Consider the following 21788-nt stretch of genomic DNA (forward strand, 5'->3'; position numbering starts at 1 on the left):
GTGGGAGAGGGGTAGGGAGAGGCTGCGAACAGCGAGATCTGCGGGGGGTTGGTCAGCCCCCAAACGTCTACGCGCGTCAATTTCCTGTGTCGCCAGCAAAGTTGTCAAGCCCTCCAGGGGAGACGGCAGCTGACTGTGGGATGAACCAAAGGCGATGGCCCGTCGGAGGCGCCCGATATGCGTCTACGCTGGGTCGCCGTACGACGGCCACGGCTGTCATCTGCGCCACATCCGCCATGCCCGCGCTGCCCCGTCATGTCGGCCATGTCGCCGGTTTTCGGGCGCGTATGACGGTCCGGCCGCCCGGCCGGACCGTCACGGCCCGCCCGTCACCACCGCGTCCGCGAGGAGAGCCGCCCCATGTCCGCTGAGTCGCACCCCACACTGCCGCCGGTACGGCTGCACTCCGATGCGGAGCTGGCACGCGACGCCCTCGGCGCCCCGCTGTTCGCGCGCGCCGTACGGCTGGCCCGCTGGGCCGGGCCCGCAACCCGCGTCGGCGTCGGCGGTGAACTGGCCGCCGAGCAGCTGCCCGGAGCCGCCGCCCACCTCGGCCTCGACGCCGACGACGAGGACGCCCCCGGGTACGCGAGCCAGGCCTGGCGGGTGGCCGTGGACACCGGGCTGGTGGACGTGACCGAGCCGGAGGAGGACGCGGCCGGGGGCGCCGGGGGCGCCGGGGGCGCCCGGGGCGACGCCGGGGCCGGCGAGGAGCCGTACGGCACGGCCGCGCCCGGCGAGGACCTGGCGCTGGTGACCGGCGGTACGCCCGGCGACGTGCTCGACCTGTGGCGGGCGGCCCTGGAGACGGTGCTCGCCGACGCCGCGGTGCCCGACCTGGAGGACCTGGTCGACGCGCTGGACGCGGGCGGGGAGATCGAATTCGACCGGCTGGACTGGAACCCGGGCCGCGAGGCGGACGTGCTCGACGCGGTCCTCGCCAACCTCTACCTGCTCACCGTCTCCGGAACCGGCGGTGCGGACCGGCCTATTCCGCTTCCGGTGCTGGCCGCCTCGATGGTCGCGCCCGACGGAATGGGCGAACCCAGCGACGCCGTGCTGGAGCAGGTCTCGGACGCGATGATGCGCCTCGACGACCAGTTCCGGCAGCTGGAGCCGATCGGACTGGTGGAGTTCCGGCCCGTCGACGAGGAGCTCATGACGCAGGCCGACGAGGAAGGCCCGCGCGGCGGGCGCGAGGACGACGAGGACGTCTCCCGCTACGGCATGGTCCGCCTGACCCCGCTCGGCCTCTACGGCATCCGCGCCCGGATGCAGGAAGCCGGAGTCGAGGCCCCCGCGGTCGGCGAACTGGCCGGCAAGGGCGCCGACGCACTCCTCGACGTCGTCGCCTCCTACCCGGAGCACGCCGCGCAGGCCGAGATCGAGCAGTGGATGGCGGGCCGCGACCTGCTCGCCGCCGTCGCCGAACTGCTCGCCGCCGCCCGCGGGGACGACGAGGGCGGCCCGCTGCGGCGGCTGCGCTGCCAGCAGGCCCTCGCGCTGGCCGGGCCGGAGGCCGAGCCGGCCGTCCGCTCGGTGCTGGACGAGGCGGAGCTCGGCGGGCTCGCCCGGGTCTGGCTGGCGGAGCACGGGGTGGCCGACGTACCGCCGCCCGCCCCGGAGATGGTGTTCTGGCTGACCGTCGACACGATCGCGGCGCAGCTCGCCGCGGACGGCGAGACCGAGGAGCTGCCCCTCCTGATGGAGACCCTGACCGCGCATCACACGGGGTTCTTCGACCAGGTGTGGCGCGTCGAGCACCCCTCGACGGTCCAGGTCCTGGAGGCGATGGGCCGGCTGCACCCGGACCGGAAGACGGCGAAGGAGGCCCGTAAGGCCGCCTTCAAGGCGCGCTCCCGCAGGCCCTGAGCCGGGCGGCCCGGGAGCTGGCGACATTGCGCCGTTCCTGGGCCGGAGTTGGCCATTGACGCCGACCGGCAAGGGGTCGGTTCCTCTTCGTGGGTAATTCAGCCGCCGTTCACGTGCGGGCGGGAGCGTGTGCGCCGACGACGGCGTGTGCGCCGACGACCGCGCGCGTGCCGACGACCGCACGACAGGCGAACCACTCCCCACCCCAGGAGACCCGATGCCGCTCAGCCGCAGAGACTTCACCGCCCGTACCGTCATCGCCGGCGCGGGAGTCGCGCTCACCGGGACGGTCGGCGCCCTCGCCACCGCTCCGGGCGCGCTCGCGGCCGAGGACGGCACGGGCCGCGACGAAAACGGGCGGCCCTGCGAGCCCGGCTACGGCCCGCTCGTCCCCGACCCGGCCGGCATCCTCGCGCTCCCCGCCGGCTTCCGGTACCGCGTGATCACGCACAGCGGCGTCACCACGCTGGAGTCCGGCGAGACCACCCCGTCCAACCACGACGGGACCGCTGCCTTCGAGGGCCACCGCGGCGTCACCCTCCTCGTCAACAACCACGAACTCAAGGGCAAGCGGGAGAACTGGGCCCGCCCCGTCCCGCTCACTGAGGGCCTCGTCTACGACCCGGCCGCGGCCGGCGGATGCACGGTCGTCGAGGTCCGGCGCGGCGGCGAGGTCGCCGAATGGGTGGGCATCGCCGGTACGTCGACCAACTGCGCGGGCGGCGCCACCCCCTGGGACACCTGGCTGACCTGCGAGGAGAACTCCGACCTCGCCGGCAAGAACGGCATGACCAAGGACCACGGCTACGTCTTCGAGGTCGACCCGCACGACCGCCGCGCCAACCGCGACCCGCGCCCGGTCAAGGCCTTCGGCCGCTACGACCACGAGGCCGTGGTCATCGACCCGCGGCAGGGCCACGCGTACCTGACCGAGGACGCCTCCGGCCCCAACGGGCTGCTCTACCGCTGGACCCCGCCCCGCGGCTTCCGGCACGGGCGCGGCAGGCTCCGTACGCTCGCCGCCGACGCGGGCGTGCTCCAGGCCGCCAAGTGCACCGACAGTTCGGGCCGGTTCGTCGACGACCTCTCGCGCGCCACGAGGATCGGCACCGTCTACGGCGTCGACTGGGTGGACGTGCCGGACCGCGACGCGCGGACCGTGCCGACGCGCAAGCAGTTCGCGGACAACGCGGTGACGCGTGGCCGCAAGCTGGAGGGCATGTGGTGGGCCGACGGGGGCGCGTACTTCGTGTCCTCCTACGCCCGTGAGGAGAGCCCGGGCGCCGCGCACGACGGCCAGGTCTGGTTCTACGACCCCAAGCGGCGCACGATCAGGCTGACCGTCCTCATCGGCGTCAACGCGGACCCGTCGGTGGACGGCGGCTACGACGGCCCCGACAACATCACCGTGTCGCCGTACGGGGGCCTGGTCATCGCGGAGGACGGCTCGGGGCTGCAGCACCTGTTCGGCGCGACCGAATCGGGCCGCACCTACCCGCTGGCGCGCAACGAGCTGAACATCGGGACGCCGGAGGAGCCCGAATACTCGGAGTTCACCGGTGTCTGCTTCTCGCCGGACGGACGGACCCTGTACGCGAACATCCAGGATCCTGGGATCATGCTGGCCATCACCGGGCCGTGGCGGCGCGCACACTGACGCCCCGCCCGGCCGGGATCGCGGGCCTCACTGGGCCGGGGAAACCTCCGTGCGGGAGGCCTCGGCCCACTCGGCGAGCAGGAACTCATACGCCTCGGAAGGCCACTCGCCGTCCACCCGGGTCTCCACGAGGTGCCGTATCGCCTCGTTCGCCTCGGCGGCGGACGGGCGGGCGGGCCCCGCGGGCGTGAGTGTCTCGTGCATGCTTCCAAGGCTACGGGCGGGCACTGACAGCCACCCACGGATTACGCGTGGCATCCATCACCCGCGGTCCGGTCCGGTGGCCGCCCGTGCCCGCCCACCTGCTCAGAGTGCCTGGGCGGCGGGCTTGACCATGCCGCGCACTGTGCGCGACTTCACAAACTCGCCCATGGCCGTCATCTCCCACTCGCCGGAGAACTGGCGGATCAGCTTCGCCATCATCACGCCCGTCTGCGGCTCGGCGCCGGTGAGGTCGAACCGCACCAGCTCCTCGCCGCTCGCCGCGTCGATCAGGCGGCAGTAGGCCTTGGCCACCTCGGTGAACTTCTGCCCGGAGAACGAGTTGACCGTGAAGACCAGGCCGGTGGCGTCGGCGGGAAGCCGGCCGAGGTCGACGACGATCACCTCGTCGTCGCCCGCGCCCTCACCCGTGAGGTTGTCCCCGGAGTGCTTGACGGCGCCGTTCAGGATGGACAGCTTGCCGAAGTAGCAGCTGTCGATGTGGTTGCGCTGGGGGCCGTACGCGATGACGGACGCGTCGAGGTCGATGTCGCGGCCGCCGAAGGCGGGCTCCCAGCCCAGGCCCATCTTGACCTGGGAGAGCAGCGGGCGGCCGCCCTTGACCAGCGAGACGGTCTGGTTCTTCTGGAGGCTGACCCGGCCCTTGTCCAGATTGATCTTCCCGGTGGCGGGCGGGGCGGCCGGCGCGGCCGGGGGCGCGGCGGGCACGGGAGCGGGGGCCGGGGTGACCGGGGCGGGGGTGCCGGCGCCGGCGGTGAGCCAGGGGGAGGGCTGGTGGGTGACCGGCGGGGCGGGCGGAGCAGGGGGCGCCGCGGGCGCGGGCGGGGTGACGGCGGCCGCGGGAGCCGGCTCCTCGTCCACGCTGACGCCGAAGTCGGTGGCGATGCCCGCGAGGCCGTTCGCGTACCCCTGGCCGACCGCCCGGACCTTCCACGCGCCGCCGCGCAGATAGATCTCCACGACGACCAGCGCGGTCTCGGTGGCCAGCTGCGGCGGGGTGAACGAGGCGATCACCGCGCCGCCGTCGGCGTTGCGCACGGTGGCGGTGGGCTCGATGCCCTGGAACGTCTGCCCGGCGGCGTCCGGGCTGGCCGTGACCACGATCCGCTCGATGCCCGGGGGCACCGCGGAGGTGTCCACGGTGACCGAGTCCGGCGCCGCGCCCCCACCGGACCGGTAGGTGACACCGGGCCCGGAGGGCTGGTTGAAGAAGATGAAATCGGCGTCCGAGCGCACCTTGCCGTCCGCCGTGAGGAGCAGGGCGGACACGTCGAGCCGCACCGGCGCAGCCACGTCGACCGTCACACGGACGGCATTGAGCGGCAGGTTGGATCCAGGGGTCATAGCGGTCATGCCCGGAGAACGACCGGAGGTGCTTTGCCGTTCCCTTACCCTCGCGATATTTCCGTTCCGCTTACGGACCCCTGGCGGCCTGCCGGGTGTCAGGGGCGGCGGTCGGGACGGAAGACCGCCGCCGCGCCCCAGGCCGTCACACCGATGGTGAACCAGTCGTCCGCCATGTCCGACCCCAGGAGGAACGCGACGAGGCCGAAGAGGAAGGCGAGCAGGCCGCACACGCCGAGCGCGACGCCGAGCGCCGGGCGGACGGTGCGCGCCGTCCGGCGGCGCAGGACGCGGCGCCGGGCACGGCTCAGGCGGCGCTTGAGCCGGCGGACCTCGGTCTTCTGCTGTTCGACCTCACCCTTGCGGCGGAGCAGCTCGTGCTCGGCCGCGGCGAGCAGGTCCTCCAGGGTGTGGCCCAGGATCGCGGGGGTGTTCGGGTGTTGCGAGGCGTGCCGATCGGGCATGCTGCCCATGGGATGTCCTTTCACAGGGGTGTCCGTCGGCCCGCTGCTCTCGGTTCCTACGCCTGGTGAGCAGCGGGCTTCATGGTGTGCGGGTGGTTACTGGAGCCGTACGGCGCAGACCGCGGTGAGGGCGGCGGCGCCGATCGCCACCCAGAGCCGGGCCGCGAGCGGCCAGCGGGGGAGGGCCGTCCAGATGTGGCCGGGAGGAATCAGCTGCCAGCCTCCGTCGGCCCGTGTGCGGCGGCCGAGACCGCGGCGTCCGCGCCAGAGCCGCCCTTCGGCCTTGTCGGCCGCGGCTTCCTCCCGCTGCGCGAGACGCCGGGCGACCTCGGCGTAGACGTGATCGAGCTCCGCTTCGACGTCCCGGACGCCGAGCCTCGTACGGGCCCAGGCGTGCAACGCCCGGACGTGTCGGCTGAACCAATCTTCGAGGCTGAGGTTTTCGTCCTCGTTCGCAGTGTGCATTCTGTCTCCAACTTGGCTCTCACTGGCCGGGGAGCGGGCGGGGTCGTCGCTGTGGTTGCAGCCGTACGACGACCCCGCGCGCGAACGTGCGGTGCTATCGCGGTTCTTCATGACTTCCGATGTGGCCGGTCTTCTCATGGAAGGGGCGGAGGGCCTCCTTCAAGCCGGGGAACTTCTTCCTGGCGCGCTCGAGGGCCGTGCGCACCGTCCGCCGCGACACTCCGAGACGTTCGGCGATCTTCTCGTCGCTGAGCGAGGCCCCCTCCTCGCTGTAGCGCATCTCGAGGATCATGAGCTGGCGGCCCTTGAAGTTCTTGCGGAAGACGTTCCAGAACTCGCTGAGTTCCTCCGGCGCGAACTGGAGGCCGTCCTGGTCGTGGGCCTCGGTTTCCGGCGGTTCGCCGTCGAGGTCGTCGGCGTCGTCGTGGTCGTCCGGGTGGACGAGGTGGTCGAAGTGGGTCGTCGGATACGCGTTCCTGCGGTATTGGTTCTCCTTCCGCTTCAGGACCTTGATCTGGTGGAAGATCTCGTCGGTGAGAAGCGCCGTCACCTCCTCGAGGCCGGGCGTTTCGTCGGCCTGGTCGAGCTCCACGAGCACGCAGACGGACGCCTCGTTCATGACCAGGGTCTTGCTGTCGTCCGGGAGGGCGCGGAAGAGAGCGCTGGCGAATGCCCTCGACTCGGCGGCCCTGTACGCCTCGCGAAAGGTCTCGCGCGGCGGAGGTCCGCCTCGCTGGGCAGGAATCTCGGTCACCAGTTGCCTCCACGCACTTGCCGACTCGGGGGGTGGGGCCGCCCTGCGGTGGCCCCACCCTTGCGAAAAATGGCGGCAAAGTTGCCCAAGGCATGCTTTTTGGCGGGGTGTTGACGTGGAGGAGCGCGTGCCTGTCGTGATCGGGAACGCTTATGACGGCCTGCGCTCCCGCCGCGCCCCCATACGGAAGCGGCCGCCGTCCTGGGGTCAGGGCGACGGCCGCTCGGGTCGTGCGGTGGCGCTGGTGAGGGGATCGGGCGTGATGGAGCGTCCCGGCGCGGTGGAGTGCTCCGCCGCGGTGGAGCGCTCCGCTCAGTCGCCGGTCACGCGGCGGGGGAGGTTCAGGGGGTTGGCGTCGCGGAGTTCGGCCGGGAGCAGGGCGTCCGGGACCGACTGGTAGGCCACCGGCCGCAGCCAGCGCTCGATTGCCGTGCCGCCCACCGAGGTGGAGTGCGAGGTCGCGGCCGGGTACGGGCCGCCGTGGTGCTGGGCCGGGGCCACCGCGACCCCGGTCGGCCAGCCGTTGACCACGATCCGCCCCGCCAGCCCGGTGACCTGCCCGATCAGCTCGGCGGCCGGGCCCGGCGCGCCCTCGGTCTCGGCGGCGGACAGCTGGAGGGTGGCGCTCAGGTTCCCGCCGAGCCGCCCGAGGACCGCGCCCGCCTCGCCCTGGCCGGCGTACCGGACGACGACGGTGACCGGACCGAAGCACTCCTCCAGGAGGACGTCGTGTCCGTCGCCGCCGAGGAGGTCCTCCGCCCGCACGGTCAGATAGCCCGCACCCACCGTGTGGTCGCCACCGGAGCCCGGGGTGACGGGGGCCTCGACGCCGGGCAGTGCGGCCCGCTCGCGCACCCCGGAGACGAAGTTCTCCCGCATCCGGTGGTCGAGCAGCACTCCGGGCTCGGTCTCGCCGAGCGCCTTGGTCAGCTCGCCCGTGAGCCGGTCGCCGTCCGCGCCGTCGGGCACCAGGACCAGGCCGGGCTTCACGCAGAACTGGCCGACCCCGAGGGTGACCGAGGCCGCGAGGCCGGCGCCGATCTCCTCGGCGCGCTCGGCGGCCGCGGCCGGGGTGACCACGACGGGGTTGAGGGAGCCCAGTTCGCCGTGGAAGGGGATGGGCACGGGCCGGGCGGCGGCGGCGTCGAACAGCGCCCGCCCGCCCCGGATGGAACCGGTGAATCCGGCGGCGGCGACCAGCGGGTGGCGGATCAGCTCCAGGCCGGCGTCGAACCCGTGGACCAAGGCCACCACTTCGGGCGGGAGCCCGTTCGCGACGGCCGCCCGGCGCAGCAGCGAGACGCAGAGCTCGGAGGTGGCGGGGTGGTCGGGGTGCGCCTTGACCACCACCGGGCAGCCCGCGGCCAGCGCGCTCGCGGTGTCCCCGCCGGGGACGGAGAAGGCGAGCGGGAAGTTGGAGGCGGCGTATACCGCGACCACGCCGAGCGGGACCTTGTAGCGGCGCAGCTCGGGGCGCGGCGGGCTGAGGGACGGATCGGCGCGGTCGATCCGGACGTCGAGGTAGGACCCCTCGTCGACGGCGTCGGCGAAGGCGCGCAGCTGGCCGGTGGTGCGGGCCAGTTCGCCGGTGAGCCGGCCCGGGCCGAGGGCGGTCTCGGCGTCGGCGGCCTCGATGACGTGGGCTGCGGCCTCGTCGAGCAGTGCGGCGGCGGTGCGCAGGAAGGCGGCGCGGACGGCGGCGTCCGCGAGCTGGCCGCGGGCGGCATGGGCGGCCCGTACGGCTTCGTCCACCTCGCGGGATGTGGCCTCCACCGCAACCTGCTCGCGCTGCTTCCCGGTGCGGGGGTCCACACTCCAGACTGGTGTCGTTGTCATGGCCCACTGCCTCCTGGATCGTTCAGTATTCTGAACGCGGTTCCGGTGGATGAATGATCACATCTGCTGTGGACTCTATTTCCGGGGTCCTCCGCGTGACAAGAGGCGACCAGAGGGGAAGCGGGCGTATGACGACGACCGAGTCGGGGATTCCGGTTGCGGCGGCGCCGGTCAAATCGGCGGTCCGGACCGTCCTGCTGCTGGAGCACTTCGCGGCCCGGCCGGGGCTGCACAGCCTGGCCGACATCCAGAGCGACCTCTCCCTGCCCAAGTCCAGCCTCTACATGCTGCTGCGCACGCTGGTGAACCTGGGGTGGGTGGAGACGGACGCGACGGGCACGCGCTACGGCATCGGCGTACGGGCCCTGCTGGTCGGCAGCTCGTACATCGACGGCGACGAGGTGGTCGCCGCGGCCCGGCCCACCCTGGACCGGCTCTCCGACGACACGACGGAGACCATCCACCTGGCGCGGCTCGACGGAACGAGCGTGGTGTACCTCGCCACCCGGCAGTCCCAGCACTACCTGCGGCCCTTCACCCGGGTCGGGCGGCGGCTGCCCGTGCACTCGACGGCGCTCGGCAAGGCGCTGCTCGCCACGCACTCGGACGCGGAGGTACGGGCGTTGCTGCCGCGGCGGCTGGAGGCGGTCACCGAGCACACCATCACCGACCGGGAGCAGCTCATCGAGGAGCTGGAGCTGGTGCGGGAGCAGGGGTACGCGGTGGACCGGGAGGAGAACACGCTCGGGCTGCGCTGCTTCGGGGTGGCCGTGCCGTACCGGACGCCGGCCCGGGACGCGGTGAGCTGCTCGGTGCCGGTGGCCCGGCTGACGCCGGGGCACGAGCAGGTCATCAAGGCGGCGCTGTTCGAGGCGCGCGACCGGCTGTCTGTGGTGACGCGCCGCATGTGACACCCGGGGCCGGTCGTTCCTCCCCCGCGTGGGGGAGGCGGTTCCCCTTTGCGGGGGAGGTGGCGGGCCGCCGGACACGGGACCGTTGGGACATGACCACACGAGCCGTTCACGCGACGCACGTACCGCAGCCCTCCGACCCGTCGCCGGGGGCCGGGAGGCACATCCTCTCGGCGGTGGCCCTGGCTGCCACGGTGCCGTATCTGGCGCTCAAAGCCGCCTGGCTGTCCGGCAGCCGGATCGGGATACCGGACGGCAGCGTGCTGCTGGAGGCCGGAGCGTTCCTCACGGTGGCCAATGCCGTCACGCTGGCCATGGACGCGTGCGTGATCCTGCTCGTCCTGGTGCTCACCAGACCCTGGGGGCTGAGAACGCCCGCCTGGATACTGACCGTTCCGGTGTTCACGGCCACGGGCCTGCTGACCCCGATCCTCCTCGCCTTCCCGGGCCAGCTGCTCGTACGGGCCCTGGGCTTCGGGACCGGCCCGGAGGCGGCGGCCGGGCGGGCGCCCTTCCTGGACGACTGGGTCTTCATCGTCGTGTACACGGGATTCACCGTCCAAGGACTCGCCCTGGCCGCACTGTTCGTGCCCTATGCGCGCAAGCGCTGGGGCCGGCGGTGGCAGGGCGTGCTGGGAGAGCGGCTGCCGTCGCCCACGGGGGTGGTGGCGGCAGCCGCGGCATCGGGCGCGCTGGTCCTGGCCGCGATGTTTCTCTACTGGGCCTTCGGCGGCACCGCCGGGCTGAGCGCCGAGCGGGTGGGGGCGCACTCGGCGGAGAGCGCCGTGGGCTCCGTGGCCCACGCGGTGTGCGCGCTCGCCGCAGGAGCGGGAGCTGTGTTCCTGGCCCGCGGCGGGGCGCTCGGTGCGAGGTGGCCGCTCCGGCTCACCTGGGTCGGCGCCGCCGCGACCCTGGCCTGGGGGAGCTGGATGCTGATCGCCTCGCTGGGGCCGCAGCTGGACGGCGGTGAAGGAACCTCCGGCATCACCCAGTTGATCTACGCTGGCCAGATGGTCACCGGATCGCTCGCCGCCGCCGTACTCATCCGGTTCCTCATATCCCGACGCGAGAGCTGATGCGCGACGGCCTGGGGTGGGTGCTGGGAGCGCGCGCCCGGCTGCGATGGGTCCACCAGATCCTCGGCGGAGCCCTGCTGATGCCGTACTTCCTCCTGGCCTCGGTGGGGGTCGGCTCGGCGGCCGGCGGAGCCAACGCCCTGTCCTCCCTCCCCCTGTCCCTCGCCGCCTACGCCGCGGCCCTGCCGCTGGCCGCCGGCACCGGGGTCTACGGGCTGGTCCGGCCGCTGTCGGTGACTGCCGTCCGGGCCATGTGCGGGGTGCCGGGGGAGCGCCTCGCCGAAGGGCCCGCGCGGTCCTGGGCGGCGCGGGGGCGGGCCTCGGCCTGGTGGACCCTGCACCTGGGCGTCGGAGCGCTCGTCAGCGGGATGACCCTGGCGGTGCCGCCCATGGCCGTGGTACTGATCGTTCTGCCGTTCGTGAACGGACTGCGTGAAGTCCGGCTGGGCTTCGGGTGGTTCAACACGGGCGTCGAAACGTACACGGCCCCCCTCCTCGGGATCGGTCTGCTGGCCGCACTCACCCTGTGCGCGGCCGGGGCCGGGGCGCTGCTGGCCCGGCTGGCGCCCGTACTGCTCGGGCCCACGGCGGCGGACCGGCTCGCGGCGGCCGAGGAGCGGGCGGCCGACCTGGCCGTGCGCAACCGGCTGGCCCGGGAGCTGCACGACGCGGTCGGGCACGCTCTCAGCGCCGTCACCCTCCAGGCGGCCGCCGCCCGGCGGATGCTGGAGCGCGACCCCGACTTCGTACGGGAGGCGCTCACCGCGATCGAGGACACCACCCGCCGGACGGTGGGCGAACTGGACGCCGTCCTGGGCCTGCTGCGCGAGGGGGACCCGGTCCGGCCGGACGGCGCCACCGCCCCCGCCCCGACGCTCGCCGTCGACCTCGACGGGCTGCTGGCCCGCAGCCGGGCCTCGGGCACCGCCATCACCGCGGACCAGGATCCCGGGCCCGTGGGGGACTGGGCCCGGCTCCCGGAGATCACCTCGCGCGAGGCCTACCGGATCGTCCAGGAAGGCCTCAGCAACGCCCTGCGCCACGGCGCCGGCCCGGTGGACCTGCGCATCCAGGTCCGGGCCGGGCACGACAGCGGACAGCGAGAACTGGAGATCACCATGACCAATCCGCCCGCCCCGCCCGGGGACCGGGAGCCCCGCACCGGCGGGGGCCGCGGGCTGCGCGGCGCCGCGGAGCGGGCCGCACTGCTCGGCGGCGGCGTCGAGGCCGGCCCCTACGGCGACCGGTGGCGGCTGCGCGCGGTCCTCCCGCTGGCCGGAGGCGACCGATGACCGGGGCCCGACCGGCGGCCCGGCCGCCGCTGCGCATCGTGCTCTGCGACGACGAGCGGATGGTCCGCACCGCACTGCGGGTCATCCTGGAGGCCGAGGCCGACCTGGAGGTCGTCGGCGAGGCCGCCACCGGCGCCGAGGCGGTCCCGCTCGTGAGGTCCCTCGCCCCCGACGTGGTGCTGATGGACGTCCGGATGCCCGAGATCGACGGCATCCGGGCCACCGAGCAGATCATCGCCACCATGGCCCGGCCGCCCCGGATCGTGGTCGTCACCACCTTCGAGAACGACGCCCACGTCTACGACGCGCTGCGCGCCGGAGCGGCCGGCTTCCTCCTCAAGCGCGCCGACCCCGACGAGCTGATCGGGGCGGTCAGGCTCGTCGCCCGCGGCGACTCGCTGCTCTTCCCGGCCGCCGTCCGCTCCCTCGCCGCCGCGCACGCGGCGGCCGCCGCACCCGCCACCGCCCCCTGGATCGCCAGGCTGACCGACCGCGAGGCCGACGTACTGCGCCTGATGGCCACCGGGCTGTCCAACCACGAGGTGAGCGAACGCCTCGGCGTCGGACCGCAGACGGTCAAGACGCACGTCGCGTCGGTCCTCACCAAGACCGGCTCCCGCGACCGCACCCAGGCGGTCATCGCGGCCTACGAGGGAGGTTTCATCATGAAGAAAGGCTGAGAACTCGGCCACAATCGGGGCAGAGCGGAACGCCTGGCGCCCCCGGGACGTCCTTCCGGGGGATGAACAAGACGATCAGGCGTGCGTCGGTCTTCTGTCTGCTCCTGGTGCTGGCCCTGCTGGTCCGCGTCACCTGGGTGCAGGCGTACCAAGGCCAGGCCCTCGCAGACGACAAGCACAACCGCCGCAATCTCATCGGGCAGTACGAGAACCCGCTGGGCAACATCATCGTGGGCGGGGAGGCGATCACCGGCTCGGAGAAGACGGGCGGCAAGGACTTCGGCTACAAGCGGACCTACGTCGACGGCCCCCTCTACGCGCCCGTCACCGGCTACAGCTCACAGGCCTTCGGCACCAGCATGCTGGAGGGCATCTACAAGAACGTCCTCAACGGCTCCGACAACCGTCTGAAGACGGTGATGGACATGCTCACCAACAAGCGGGCCGACCCCGGCAACGTCCTCACCACCATCGACAAGGACGTGCAGAAGGCCGCCTACGACGCGCTCCAGGGCAAGCAGGGCGCCGCCGTGGCCATCGACCCCGTGACCGGCGAGATCCTCGCCGTCGTGAACAACCCCTCCTTCGACCCGGGCAGCATCGCCGGCGCCACCGACCAGAAGGCCTGGGACGAGCTCTCCGCCGACAAGGGCAAGGCCATGGAGAACGTGGCGCTGCGCAAGCCCCAGGCGCCGGGCTCCACCTTCAAGCTGGTCACCCTCGCCGCCGCGGTCGAGAACGGCCTGGTCACCGACATCGACCAGCAGACCGGCATCCCCGACCCCTACACGATCCCCGGCACCCGGACGCCGCTGCCCAGCGAGGCGGGCTCCGCGGCCTGCAACAACGTCTCGGTGCGCACCGCCCTGCGCCTGTCCTGCAACAACGTGTTCGCCGAGCTGGCCTCCAAGCTCGGCCAGGACAAGATGCGCGCGACGGCCGAGAAGCTCGGCTTCAACACGCAGATCGACACCCCGGTCCGCACCAACCCCGCGAGCAAGTACCCGTCCAAGAAGATGTCGGTCGACCAGGTCGCGCAGACGGGTATCGGCCAGTTCGACGTCCAGGCCACCCCGCTCCAGATGGCGATGGTCACCGCCGCGATCGAGAACGGCGGCAAGCTCGTCGCCCCGCACATGGTCTCCGAGGTCACCGACGCCAACGGCAACGTGCTCGAAAGCTTCAAGGACCCGAAGTCCCAGCAGGTCATGAAGGAGAAGACGGCCTCCATGATCCGCGACGCCATGCGCACGGTGGCCACCGAGGGCGGCGGCAAGCCGGCCCAGGTGCCGGGCGCCGAGGTGGGCGGCAAGACCGGCACCGCCCAGCGCGGTGTCAACAACAGCCTCGCGCCGCTGGCCTGGTTCACCTCGTACGGCAAGGCGAACGGCAAGCAGATCGCCGTGGCCGTGGTGATCGAGAACTCCGACACCGACCGCTCCGAGATCGGCGGCGGCAAGCTGGCCGCGCCGATCGCGCAGAAGATGATGCAGGCCTGGCTGAAGAAGTAGGCACGCGGGGGCCCTTGCCCGACGCGCCGGGAACCGCCCGGGTTCCCGGCGCGTTCCCCTGTCCGTGATCAGGACCGCGCACCCCGCCGACCTCGACGCCATAGCCGCCCTCCACACCAGGGCCCGCGCCACCTACTACCCGCGGCACATCCCCGAGCAGGCCTACGCGGGCGAGGCCGAGACGGGCGAGGCCGAGACGGCGCGGACCCGCGAGGGCTGGACCCTGGCCGTCGCCCGCGACGCGGCCGAGGGCCGGGTGCTGTGCGCCGAGGAGGACGGCCGGCTCACCGGGGTCGCCGCCTTCCGCACCCGGGACGGCGAGACCACCCTCACCCAGCTCCACGTCGACCCGGTCCACTGGCGCCGGGGCACCGGCGCCGCCCTGCACGCCGCCTGCCTGGAGGCCTGGCGCCGCGCCGGCGTCCGCCGGGTCCGCCTGGAGGTCTACGAGCACAACCTCCGGGCCCAGGCCTTCTACGCCGCCCAGGGCTGGCTCCCCGACCCGTCCGCCACCCCCTCGGGCAGCCACCGCACCCTCTGGCTGGAGGTCGCCCCGCCGCCCGCGGTGTCCGGGGAATGAGACGGGCGGGCGGATGGTTCACACCACTGATGGTTGAACAGCAAACCGTCTCGTCATCGACCCCGGAGAGAAGAAGGATCATGCGCGTCGAGATCTGGAGCGACATCGCCTGCCCCTGGTGCTACATCGGAAAGGCCCGTTTCACCAAGGGACTGGCCGAGTTCGCGCACCGCGACGAGGTGGAGGTCGTCTTCCGGTCCTTCGAGCTCGACCCGAACGGCCCCAAGGGCGTGACCGCCCCCGTCGTGGAGATGCTCGCCAAGAAGTACGGCCGCACCCTCGACGAGGCGCGCGGCATGGAGGAGCACGTCGCGGCCAGCGCCCGCGCCGAGGGGCTGACGTACCGGACCGAGGGGCGCGACCACGGCAACACCTTCGACATCCACCGCCTGCTGCACCTGGCCGACGCCCGCGGCCGCCAGGAGGAGCTGCTCGACCTCGCCTTCCGGGCCAACTTCGGAGAGGAGCGCTCCGTCTTCGACCCCGAGGTGCTGATCGCGCTCGCCGTCGAGGCCGGCCTGGACGAGGCCGAGGCCCGAGCCGTCCTGGCCGACGGCTCCGCCTACGCCGACGAGGTCCGCGCCGACGAGCGCGAGGCCGCCGAGCTGGGTGCGAACGCAGTGCCGTTCTTCGTCCTCGACCGCCGCTACGGGATCTCCGGCGGCCAGCCGGCCGAGGTGTTCACCCAGGCCCTGGAGCAGGCCTGGGCCGGGCGCGAGGTCGAGGAGCCCGCGGCCGAAGCCGACGCGTGCGAGCCCGACGGGGCCTGCGCCGTCCCGCAGGTATAAGTATTACTTGGAGTGGGCGAGTGAAACTCGACCATGGACTTTGGGTCGTTCCTGGCGCAGAGTTGACGGCATGGATCTTCCGATCGACGAAGCGACCCGTGCCGAGTTCGCCCACTCCACCACCTATCTCAACTCCGCCACCTGCGGCGTCGTACCGCGCTCCGCCGTCGCGGCGGTAAGGGAACTGGCCGAGGCGGCGGGGGCCGGGATCCCCGCCGGATTCGGTGACTTCGACCGCGTGAACCGTGCCCGCGCCTCCTTCGCCCGCCTCGTCGGCGTGGACGCCGACCGGGTGGCCGTCGGCGCGGCCGTGTCCACCCATGTCGGCCTCGTCGCGGCCTCGCTGCCCTCCGGCGCCGAAGTGCTCTGCCCGGAGGGCGAGTTCGCCTCCGTGATCAACCCGTTCGTGGTGCGGGACGACCTCAAGGTGCGCTTCGCGCCCCTGGAGTCCCTCGCCGAGGCTGTCGGCCCGGACACCGCCCTGGTCTCGCTGAGCGCCGTGCAGTCCGCGGACGGGCGCAAGGCCGACCTGCGGGCGGTGCGCGCGGCGACGGCGGCGCACGGCGCCCGGATGCTCGTGGACGCGTCCCAGGCGGCGGGCTGGCTCCCCTTCGACGCCTCACCGTACGACTACACGGTCGCCGTGGGCTTCAAGTGGCTGCTCGGCGTCCGCGGGGCCTCGTTCATGACCGTGGCGCGGGAGGCCCAGCAGACCCTGACCCCGCTGCACGCCGGCTGGGTCGCGGCGGAGTCCATGTGGGAAGCCGTCTACGGCCCGATGCCGAAACTGGCCGACTCCGCCCGCCGGTTCGACGAGTCCCCGGCCTTCCTCGCCTACCACGCGGCCGAGGTCTCGCTGGCCCTGATCGAACGGATCGGCATCGAGGCCGTGCACGCCCACGACACCGCCCTGGCCGCCCGCTACCGCGCCGGACTCGCGAGCCTCGGCCACGAGCCCGTGCCCGGCGACTCCGCCATCGTCTCCGTGCCGGGCCTGGCGGACCGGCAGCCCGCCCTGCAGGCGGCCGGCATCCTCACGTCGGCCCGCGCGGGCCTGCTGCGGGCCTCGTTCCACCTGTACAACACGGAGGCGGAGGTGGACCGGCTGCTGGACGCCCTCTCCGCCTCCTGACGCGGCGGGGGCCGCGCGTACAGTGCCGCCATGAGTGATGTGAGCGATGTGCTGCACGTGAAGGGGCGGGTGCTGGTCGGGCCCGACGAGGTCCGCGACGAACTCTGGGTCGTCGGCGGCCGCGTCTCCTACGAGCGCCCGCCCGGCGCCCGCGAGGTCACCACGGTGACCGGCTGGGTCCTGCCCGGGCTGGTCGACGCGCACTGCCACGTGGGGCTGGACGCCCACGGCCCGGTCGACGCAGGGACGGCCGAGCGTCAGGCCCTCACCGACCGCGACGCGGGCACCCTCCTCATCCGCGACGCCGGATCGCCCTCCGACACCCGCTGGATCGACGACCGCGAGGACCTGCCGAAGATCATCCGGGCGGGCCGGCACATCGCGCGCACCCGCCGCTACATCCGCAACTACGCCCACGAGATCGAGCCGGCCGACCTCGTCGAATACGTCGGCCGCGAGGCGCGGCGCGGCGACGGCTGGGTGAAGCTCGTCGGCGACTGGATCGACCGCGACGCCGGCGACCTGACGGCCTGCTGGCCGCGTGCCGAGGTCGAGGCGGCCATCGCCGAGGCGCACCGGCTGGGCGCCCGGGTCACCGCGCACTGCTTCGCCGAGGACTCGCTGCGCGACCTCGTCGAGGCCGGCATCGACTGCATCGAACACGCCACCGGCCTCACCGAGGACACCATTCCGCTGTTCGCGCAGCGCGGGGTCGCGATCGTCCCCACCCTCGTCAACATCGCGACCTTCCCGAAGCTCGCGGCGGGCGGCGACGCGAAGTTCCCCCGCTGGTCGGCGCACATGCGGCGGCTCCACGAGCGGCGCTACGACACCGTCCGGGCCGCCTACGACGCGGGCATCCAGGTCTACGTCGGCACCGACGCGGGCGGTTCCCTGCCGCACGGGCTGGTCGCGGCGGAGGTCGCCGAGCTGGTGACGGCCGGGATCCCGGCACTGGACGCCCTCTCCGCTACCGCCTGGGCGGCGCGCGAATGGCTCGGCCGGCCGGGCCTCACCGAGGGGGCCCCGGCGGACCTGGTGGTCTACGACGCCGACCCGCGGGCCGACGTACGGGTCCTGGCGCAGCCGCGGCGCGTGGTCGTCGACGGAAGGGTCAGGGCATGAGCGCGGCGCGGTGAGCCGGGCCGCAAATCGAATCCCCGCGCGGAAACCACCCTTTGGGGTGAAGTGACGTCAGGTAGCTGCCCCGTCACCCACATTGAGTAAGGATTCCCAGGGTCGAAGCCGTCGGCGCGTGCGATGTCCCCCATTGGCCGCGCGACGGCACCCAACTCCCCGGGGGTTCCACCACCTTGAACAGCAACACCTTCCGCATGCCCGCGGCCGCTCTGCTCGCCACGGGAGCGGTCGCCCTGCTCACGGCCCCGCCCGCCTCCGCCACGGGAGGCACCCCCGCAGGCGGAGAGGGCAAGTCCGGCGCCGTCGTCCTGCGCACCGGGCTGGACGTGGGCCTGCTCAACACCGTGCACATCCCGATGAAGGCGACCCTCAACGAGGTCAGCGCCCCCGCGACCGCCGAGAAGACGGCGCTGACCGTCACCCTGGACGGGGTGGAGGGGAACCAGCCGGTCAGCGTCCTGCGCGCGGACGTCGCCACCTCCAAGGCGACCGCGGACAAGGCCGGGGCGCAGGCCGAGGCGAACCTGGCCAAGGCCCGCGTGCACGTCCCCGGGCTGCCGCTGCTCTCGCTGATCGAGGTGGAGAAGGTCACCTCCAAGGCGGTCTGCGAAGCCGGCAAGAAGCCGGTGGCCAGCGCGAACGTCCTCGGCACGGTGACCGTGCTGGGCAAGAAGGCGACCCTGTCGGCGGGCGGCCCCACCAAGGTCGAGGTCCCGGGCGTGGGCGCGGTCAGCCTGGAGCTGTCCAGTACGCAGACCACCTCCACCACGGCCGCCGCGGCGGCGCTGCGCCTGAAGGTGGCGCTGAACCCGCTGAACCTGAACGTGGCGAAGGTGGACGGCGAGATCGTGCTGGCCGAGGCGCACTGCGAGTCCCCGACGGGCCCGGCGCCGACGACGAAGGCGCCCGGTCAGCCCGACATCAAGACCCAGACCGGGACGGGTACCGCCACCACCGCCGGTCCCGGCTCCGTCCCGGGCCCCACCGACGCCAACCTGGCCGAGACCGGCGGCGGTTCGCTCACCCCCTTCATCACGGGCGGTGCGCTGACGCTGCTCGCGCTCGGCGGCGGCGCGCTCTTCCTGACCCGGCGCGGCAAGGCCCAGTAGGACCGCCGGGCGACCGGGCCCGGCGCAGACCCGGGCCCGGCGCAGATCCGGGCCCGCCGCGCGGCGCGGGTCGCGCCGGCGCCACCGCCACCCGGCGAGCACATCGGAGGGGAGTGCTCAACGGGTGGCGTGGGTCAGCCCCTGCCCCTCCGCGCCCCGGGACATCACGGCGTCGGTGACCTGCCGGTCGATCCGCGCGTACTCGTCGCGCTTCCCGGCCGCCAGCGCGCCGTCCGAGGCCGCGCAGGAGGCGCAGACGACACGGAACGGCGGACCCATGTCCGAGTACTGCGTGAGGTACTCGGCCTTCACCACCTCCCACCGCCCCGGCCGGTCCGCCGCCGGGGCGAAGGTGAAGCGGGGGATCGAGGACTGGTTGCCGCGCAGCTTGTCGGCCGGGACGAAGCTGGCGACCTGGTCGCCCATGCCGAAGACCACCCAGGTGCCGTTGATCTTCTCGTAGGGCTGCGGGACGTGGTTGTGCGTGCCGATGATCAGGTCGATGTCGGGGAGGCCGTCGGCCGAGCGGGACGCGGTCAGTGCCTGCGCCAGCTCCTTCTGCTGCTCGTCGGGCGCCGTCTGCCACTCGGTGCCCCAGTGGACGCTGAGCACCACGACGTTCGCGCCGCCCGCCCGGGCCGCGCGGGCGTCCGCGATGATCCGGTCCTTGTCGATCAGGTTCACGGCCCACGGCTTGTCCTGGGGGAGCGGGATGCCGTTCGTGCCGTACGTGTACGACAGCTGGGCGACCTTCGCGCCGCCCGCCGAGAGCAGGGCCGGCGCCTTGGCCTCCTCCGCGCTGCGGGCCGAGCCGACGTGCGGGATGCCGACCCGGTCCAGGTGCTCCAGGGTGCGGGCCAGACCCTCGTAGCCGTCGTCCAGGGTGTGGTTCGAGGCGGTGGAACACCCGTCGTACCCTGCGTCCTTGAGGGCGTCCGCCAGCTGGTGCGGGGCCTTGAAGGTGGGGTAGCCGGTGTAGGGGCCGCCGGGGCGCCCGTACGGTATCTCGTGGTGGCATATCGCCAGGTCGGCGGCGGAGACCAGGGGTTTGACCCCCGCGAGTATCTTCCGGAAGTCGTACTCCCCGGCCTTGCCGGCGTCGTCCCCCGCCCGCTGGATGATCGAGGGGTACGGGATGACGTCCCCGGTCGCCACCAGCGTGAACGGCTGCCCCGCCGGTGCGGCGGGAGAGGCCGGCGGTGACGTCGTCGCCCCGCCCGGTCCGCTCCCCAGCCGCTGCCGCGCGGCGGGCGCGTCGTCCCCGTCGAGCAGCTGCGGTACGGCGTACAGCGCGCCGCCGACGACCACCAGTGCGGCCAGCGCTGCGCCTGTCACGGCGGATGCCTTCATTCCCGACCCCCGTTGTTCCTCGCCCGATGCGGGGATCCTCGAACGGCCCCGCCCCCGCAGCCATCGTAGGTGGGCCGTTCGGGTGAACCGGGGTCGGCGCGGGGTCAGGGCGAGGTCAGGGCGAGGGCGCGGTCCAGGGCCTGCAGCAGCCGGCCCGTCGTCGCCCGGTCGCGCACCGCCAGGCGGAGCCAGGTGCGGTCCAGCCCGGGGAAGGTGTCCCCGCGCCGGACGGCGAAGCCGAGGGCCCGCAGCCGGGTGCGGACCTCCGCGCCGTCCGCCACCCGGATCAGGACGAACGGCCCCTCCGCGACCCCCACGACCTCGACCTCGTCGAACTCCGCGAGCCCGGCCAGCAGGTGCGCCCGGTCCACCGCGATCCGCCGCGCCGCCTCCTCCGCCTCGGCCAGCGCCGCCGGAGCCACGCAGGCCTCGGCCGCCACCAGGGCGGGCGTCGACACCGGCCACAGCGGCTGCGCCGCCGCCAGCCTGGCGATCACCCCGGGCTCGGCCAGCACGTACCCGATCCGCAGCCCCGCCAGGCCCCACGTCTTCGTCAGGCTCCGCAGCACCACCAGTCCCGGCAGGTCCGTCCGGCCCGCGAGGGCCTCCCGTTCGCCCGGGACGGCGTCCATGAACGCCTCGTCCACCACCAGGATCCGGCCCGGCCGGGCCAGCCGCGCCAGGACCGCCGCCGGGTGCAGCACGGACGTCGGGTTGGTCGGATTGCCGATGACCACGAGGTCCGCGTCCTCCGGCACGGCCGCCGGATCCAGCCGGAACCCGTCCTCGGCCCGCAGCACCACCCGCTCGACCCGGTGGCCGGCGTCCCGCAGGGCCGCCTCCGGCTCGGTGAACTGCGGATGCACCACGACCGGCCGTTCGGCGCCCAGGGCCCTCGCGATCAGCACGAAGGCCTCCGCCGCCCCCGCCGTCAGCAGCACCCGCTCGACCGGCAGCCCGTGCCGGGCCGCCACCGCCGCGCGGGCGGCCCGCCCGTCGGGGTACGCGGCGAGGTCCCCGAGACAGGCGGCGATCCGCTGCCTGAGCCACTCCGGGGGCGTGTGCGCCCGTACGTTGACCGCGAGGTCCTCCAGAGCGGAGCCCGCGTCCACCACTTCGGCGTCCCCGTGGTGGCGCAGGTCGTGCGCCTGCGCCGTGGCGACCGCGCAGGTCGCCGAGAGCGAGCGCCGCTTGGGCACGAGGAGTTCCCCGCCCGTCACGAGGGCGGCGGCCTCCGCCACCGAGGGGGTCCCGGTCGCTGCCCGCGCCGCCTCCGAGGGATGCGGTACGGGGACGTCGGCCAGCCGGTCCGCGGGATAGCCGAGGACGGGCACGCCGAAACGTTCCGCCGCACCGGCGATCCCCGCCTCGGCCACCTTCGAGTCCACCGTGGCCAGCGCCGTCACCGCCGCCGCGGTCAGCCCGGCGCCGCGCAGCGTCTCCTCGACCAGGGCGCAAACCTCCTCCACGGAGACCCCCGCGCGCCCGCCGACCCCGACCACCAGCCGCGTCGTGTACTCGCCCACCGGGGGGCCTCCCTCCGTAGTCACGGTCACCGGCACATCACCGGACACCGGTCAGTCGTCAACACCGCTACGCCCGCCA

At 73.4% G+C, this 21788-nt stretch carries 20 protein-coding genes; 12 read left to right on the plus strand and 8 right to left on the minus strand.

Annotated features, from left to right (window positions below):
• The first annotated feature begins 360 nt into the window (after window positions 1-360).
• Together IG86_RS0121935 and IG86_RS0121940 are read left to right on the plus strand one after the other, a co-directional pair.
• On the plus strand, window positions 361-1872 hold the full coding sequence (locus tag IG86_RS0121935; protein ID WP_030898892.1) for a hypothetical protein: 1512 nt from the start codon (window positions 361-363) through the stop codon (window positions 1870-1872).
• Between the two features lie 217 nt (window positions 1873-2089).
• Window positions 2090-3529, plus strand: coding sequence for an alkaline phosphatase PhoX (locus IG86_RS0121940; RefSeq protein WP_030831382.1), 1440 nt, complete (start codon window positions 2090-2092; stop codon window positions 3527-3529).
• A 27-nt stretch (window positions 3530-3556) separates the two neighbouring features.
• Here IG86_RS0121940 and IG86_RS43655 read toward each other — a convergent pair whose 3' ends face one another.
• The 6 genes from IG86_RS43655 to IG86_RS0121970 form a co-directional block, all read right to left on the minus strand.
• Window positions 3557-3733 carry a hypothetical protein gene (locus IG86_RS43655; RefSeq protein ID WP_167751158.1) on the minus strand — a complete coding sequence of 59 codons (177 nt, stop codon included), beginning with the start codon at window positions 3731-3733 and terminating at the stop codon, window positions 3557-3559.
• Between the two features lie 102 nt (window positions 3734-3835).
• Window positions 3836-5095, minus strand: a complete 1260-nt coding sequence (locus IG86_RS0121950; RefSeq protein WP_030898896.1) for a TerD family protein — start codon at window positions 5093-5095, stop codon at window positions 3836-3838.
• Between the two features lie 98 nt (window positions 5096-5193).
• On the minus strand, window positions 5194-5568 hold the full coding sequence (locus tag IG86_RS0121955) for a hypothetical protein (protein WP_030829646.1): 375 nt from the start codon (window positions 5566-5568) through the stop codon (window positions 5194-5196).
• 87 nt (window positions 5569-5655) lie between these two features.
• On the minus strand, window positions 5656-6024 hold the full coding sequence (locus tag IG86_RS0121960) for a hypothetical protein (protein WP_157854861.1): 369 nt from the start codon (window positions 6022-6024) through the stop codon (window positions 5656-5658).
• A 94-nt stretch (window positions 6025-6118) separates the two neighbouring features.
• Window positions 6119-6778 carry a sigma factor-like helix-turn-helix DNA-binding protein gene (locus tag IG86_RS0121965; RefSeq protein ID WP_030898901.1) on the minus strand — a complete coding sequence of 220 codons (660 nt, stop codon included), beginning with the start codon at window positions 6776-6778 and terminating at the stop codon, window positions 6119-6121.
• Between the two features lie 312 nt (window positions 6779-7090).
• Window positions 7091-8614: an aldehyde dehydrogenase (NADP(+)) gene (locus IG86_RS0121970; RefSeq protein ID WP_030829641.1), complete on the minus strand. Its 1524-nt coding sequence runs from the start codon at window positions 8612-8614 to the stop codon at window positions 7091-7093.
• Window positions 8615-8742: 128 nt separating this feature from the next.
• Between IG86_RS0121970 and IG86_RS0121975 the strand changes: the two genes are divergently transcribed.
• The 10 genes from IG86_RS0121975 to IG86_RS0122020 all read left to right on the plus strand — a co-directional run bounded on the left by IG86_RS0121975 (window position 8743) and on the right by IG86_RS0122020 (window position 18833).
• Window positions 8743-9525 carry an IclR family transcriptional regulator gene (locus IG86_RS0121975; protein ID WP_030829638.1) on the plus strand — a complete coding sequence of 261 codons (783 nt, stop codon included), beginning with the start codon at window positions 8743-8745 and terminating at the stop codon, window positions 9523-9525.
• Window positions 9526-9617: 92 nt separating this feature from the next.
• Window positions 9618-10601 (plus strand): hypothetical protein, encoded by a 984-nt coding sequence (locus IG86_RS0121980; RefSeq protein ID WP_030898904.1) that lies wholly within the window; start codon window positions 9618-9620, stop codon window positions 10599-10601.
• Window positions 10601-11893, plus strand: coding sequence for a sensor histidine kinase (locus IG86_RS0121985; protein ID WP_030898906.1), 1293 nt, complete (start codon window positions 10601-10603; stop codon window positions 11891-11893). The genes IG86_RS0121980 and IG86_RS0121985 overlap by 1 nt, the downstream gene beginning before the upstream one ends.
• Window positions 11890-12573, plus strand: a complete 684-nt coding sequence (locus IG86_RS0121990; RefSeq protein ID WP_030829631.1) for a response regulator transcription factor — start codon at window positions 11890-11892, stop codon at window positions 12571-12573. The genes IG86_RS0121985 and IG86_RS0121990 overlap by 4 nt, the downstream gene beginning before the upstream one ends.
• 62 nt (window positions 12574-12635) lie before the next feature.
• Entirely contained in the window at window positions 12636-14084 is a 1449-nt protein-coding gene (locus tag IG86_RS0121995; RefSeq protein WP_030829628.1) for a peptidoglycan D,D-transpeptidase FtsI family protein, read from the plus strand.
• 64 nt (window positions 14085-14148) lie between these two features.
• Window positions 14149-14664, plus strand: a complete 516-nt coding sequence (locus IG86_RS0122000; RefSeq protein ID WP_030829625.1) for a GNAT family N-acetyltransferase — start codon at window positions 14149-14151, stop codon at window positions 14662-14664.
• An 80-nt stretch (window positions 14665-14744) separates the two neighbouring features.
• Window positions 14745-15452 carry a DsbA family oxidoreductase gene (locus IG86_RS0122005; RefSeq protein ID WP_030829621.1) on the plus strand — a complete coding sequence of 236 codons (708 nt, stop codon included), beginning with the start codon at window positions 14745-14747 and terminating at the stop codon, window positions 15450-15452.
• Window positions 15453-15522: 70 nt separating this feature from the next.
• Window positions 15523-16584: an aminotransferase class V-fold PLP-dependent enzyme gene (locus tag IG86_RS0122010; protein WP_030829618.1), complete on the plus strand. Its 1062-nt coding sequence runs from the start codon at window positions 15523-15525 to the stop codon at window positions 16582-16584.
• 30 nt (window positions 16585-16614) lie between these two features.
• Complete coding sequence (locus tag IG86_RS0122015; RefSeq protein WP_030662876.1) at window positions 16615-17709, plus strand: amidohydrolase family protein; 1095 nt, start codon at window positions 16615-16617, stop codon at window positions 17707-17709.
• Window positions 17710-17897: 188 nt separating this feature from the next.
• The gene (locus IG86_RS0122020) at window positions 17898-18833 is read left to right on the plus strand and encodes an SCO1860 family LAETG-anchored protein (protein ID WP_030898914.1); all 936 of its coding nucleotides are present in this window, start codon (window positions 17898-17900) and stop codon (window positions 18831-18833) included.
• Between the two features lie 117 nt (window positions 18834-18950).
• Here the strand turns inward: IG86_RS0122020 and IG86_RS0122025 are convergent, their stop codons facing one another.
• Both IG86_RS0122025 and cobC read right to left on the minus strand, forming a co-directional pair.
• On the minus strand, window positions 18951-20183 hold the full coding sequence (locus IG86_RS0122025; RefSeq protein ID WP_030829613.1) for a CapA family protein: 1233 nt from the start codon (window positions 20181-20183) through the stop codon (window positions 18951-18953).
• A 104-nt stretch (window positions 20184-20287) separates the two neighbouring features.
• Window positions 20288-21709 carry an Rv2231c family histidinol phosphate aminotransferase CobC gene (gene cobC / locus IG86_RS0122030; protein ID WP_234350587.1) on the minus strand — a complete coding sequence of 474 codons (1422 nt, stop codon included), beginning with the start codon at window positions 21707-21709 and terminating at the stop codon, window positions 20288-20290.
• Window positions 21710-21788: the final 79 nt, after the last annotated feature.

The sequence above is a fragment of the Streptomyces virginiae genome (assembly GCF_000720455.1).
Taxonomy (GTDB): Bacteria; Actinomycetota; Actinomycetes; order Streptomycetales; family Streptomycetaceae; genus Streptomyces; species Streptomyces virginiae.

Excerpts from the sequence above, each read along its gene's own strand:
- IG86_RS0122010 (WP_030829618.1), top strand. The coding sequence starts at position 15,523 with ATGGATCTTCCGATCGACGAAGCGACCCGTGCCGAGTTCGCCCACTCC.
- IG86_RS0121980 (WP_030898904.1), top strand. The coding sequence starts at position 9,618 with ATGACCACACGAGCCGTTCACGCGACGCACGTACCGCAGCCCTCCGAC.
- IG86_RS0121995 (WP_030829628.1), top strand. The coding sequence starts at position 12,636 with ATGAACAAGACGATCAGGCGTGCGTCGGTCTTCTGTCTGCTCCTGGTG.
- IG86_RS0122015 (WP_030662876.1), top strand. The coding sequence starts at position 16,615 with ATGAGTGATGTGAGCGATGTGCTGCACGTGAAGGGGCGGGTGCTGGTC.
- IG86_RS0122025 (WP_030829613.1), bottom strand. The coding sequence starts at position 20,183 with ATGAAGGCATCCGCCGTGACAGGCGCAGCGCTGGCCGCACTGGTGGTC.
- IG86_RS0121955 (WP_030829646.1), bottom strand. The coding sequence starts at position 5,568 with ATGGGCAGCATGCCCGATCGGCACGCCTCGCAACACCCGAACACCCCC.
- IG86_RS0121985 (WP_030898906.1), top strand. The coding sequence starts at position 10,601 with ATGCGCGACGGCCTGGGGTGGGTGCTGGGAGCGCGCGCCCGGCTGCGA.
- IG86_RS0121960 (WP_157854861.1), bottom strand. The coding sequence starts at position 6,024 with ATGCACACTGCGAACGAGGACGAAAACCTCAGCCTCGAAGATTGGTTC.
- IG86_RS0121940 (WP_030831382.1), top strand. The coding sequence starts at position 2,090 with ATGCCGCTCAGCCGCAGAGACTTCACCGCCCGTACCGTCATCGCCGGC.
- IG86_RS0121950 (WP_030898896.1), bottom strand. The coding sequence starts at position 5,095 with ATGACCCCTGGATCCAACCTGCCGCTCAATGCCGTCCGTGTGACGGTC.
- IG86_RS0121935 (WP_030898892.1), top strand. The coding sequence starts at position 361 with ATGTCCGCTGAGTCGCACCCCACACTGCCGCCGGTACGGCTGCACTCC.
- IG86_RS43655 (WP_167751158.1), bottom strand. The coding sequence starts at position 3,733 with ATGCACGAGACACTCACGCCCGCGGGGCCCGCCCGCCCGTCCGCCGCC.
- IG86_RS0122005 (WP_030829621.1), top strand. The coding sequence starts at position 14,745 with ATGCGCGTCGAGATCTGGAGCGACATCGCCTGCCCCTGGTGCTACATC.
- IG86_RS0121990 (WP_030829631.1), top strand. The coding sequence starts at position 11,890 with ATGACCGGGGCCCGACCGGCGGCCCGGCCGCCGCTGCGCATCGTGCTC.
- IG86_RS0121970 (WP_030829641.1), bottom strand. The coding sequence starts at position 8,614 with ATGACAACGACACCAGTCTGGAGTGTGGACCCCCGCACCGGGAAGCAG.
- IG86_RS0121975 (WP_030829638.1), top strand. The coding sequence starts at position 8,743 with ATGACGACGACCGAGTCGGGGATTCCGGTTGCGGCGGCGCCGGTCAAA.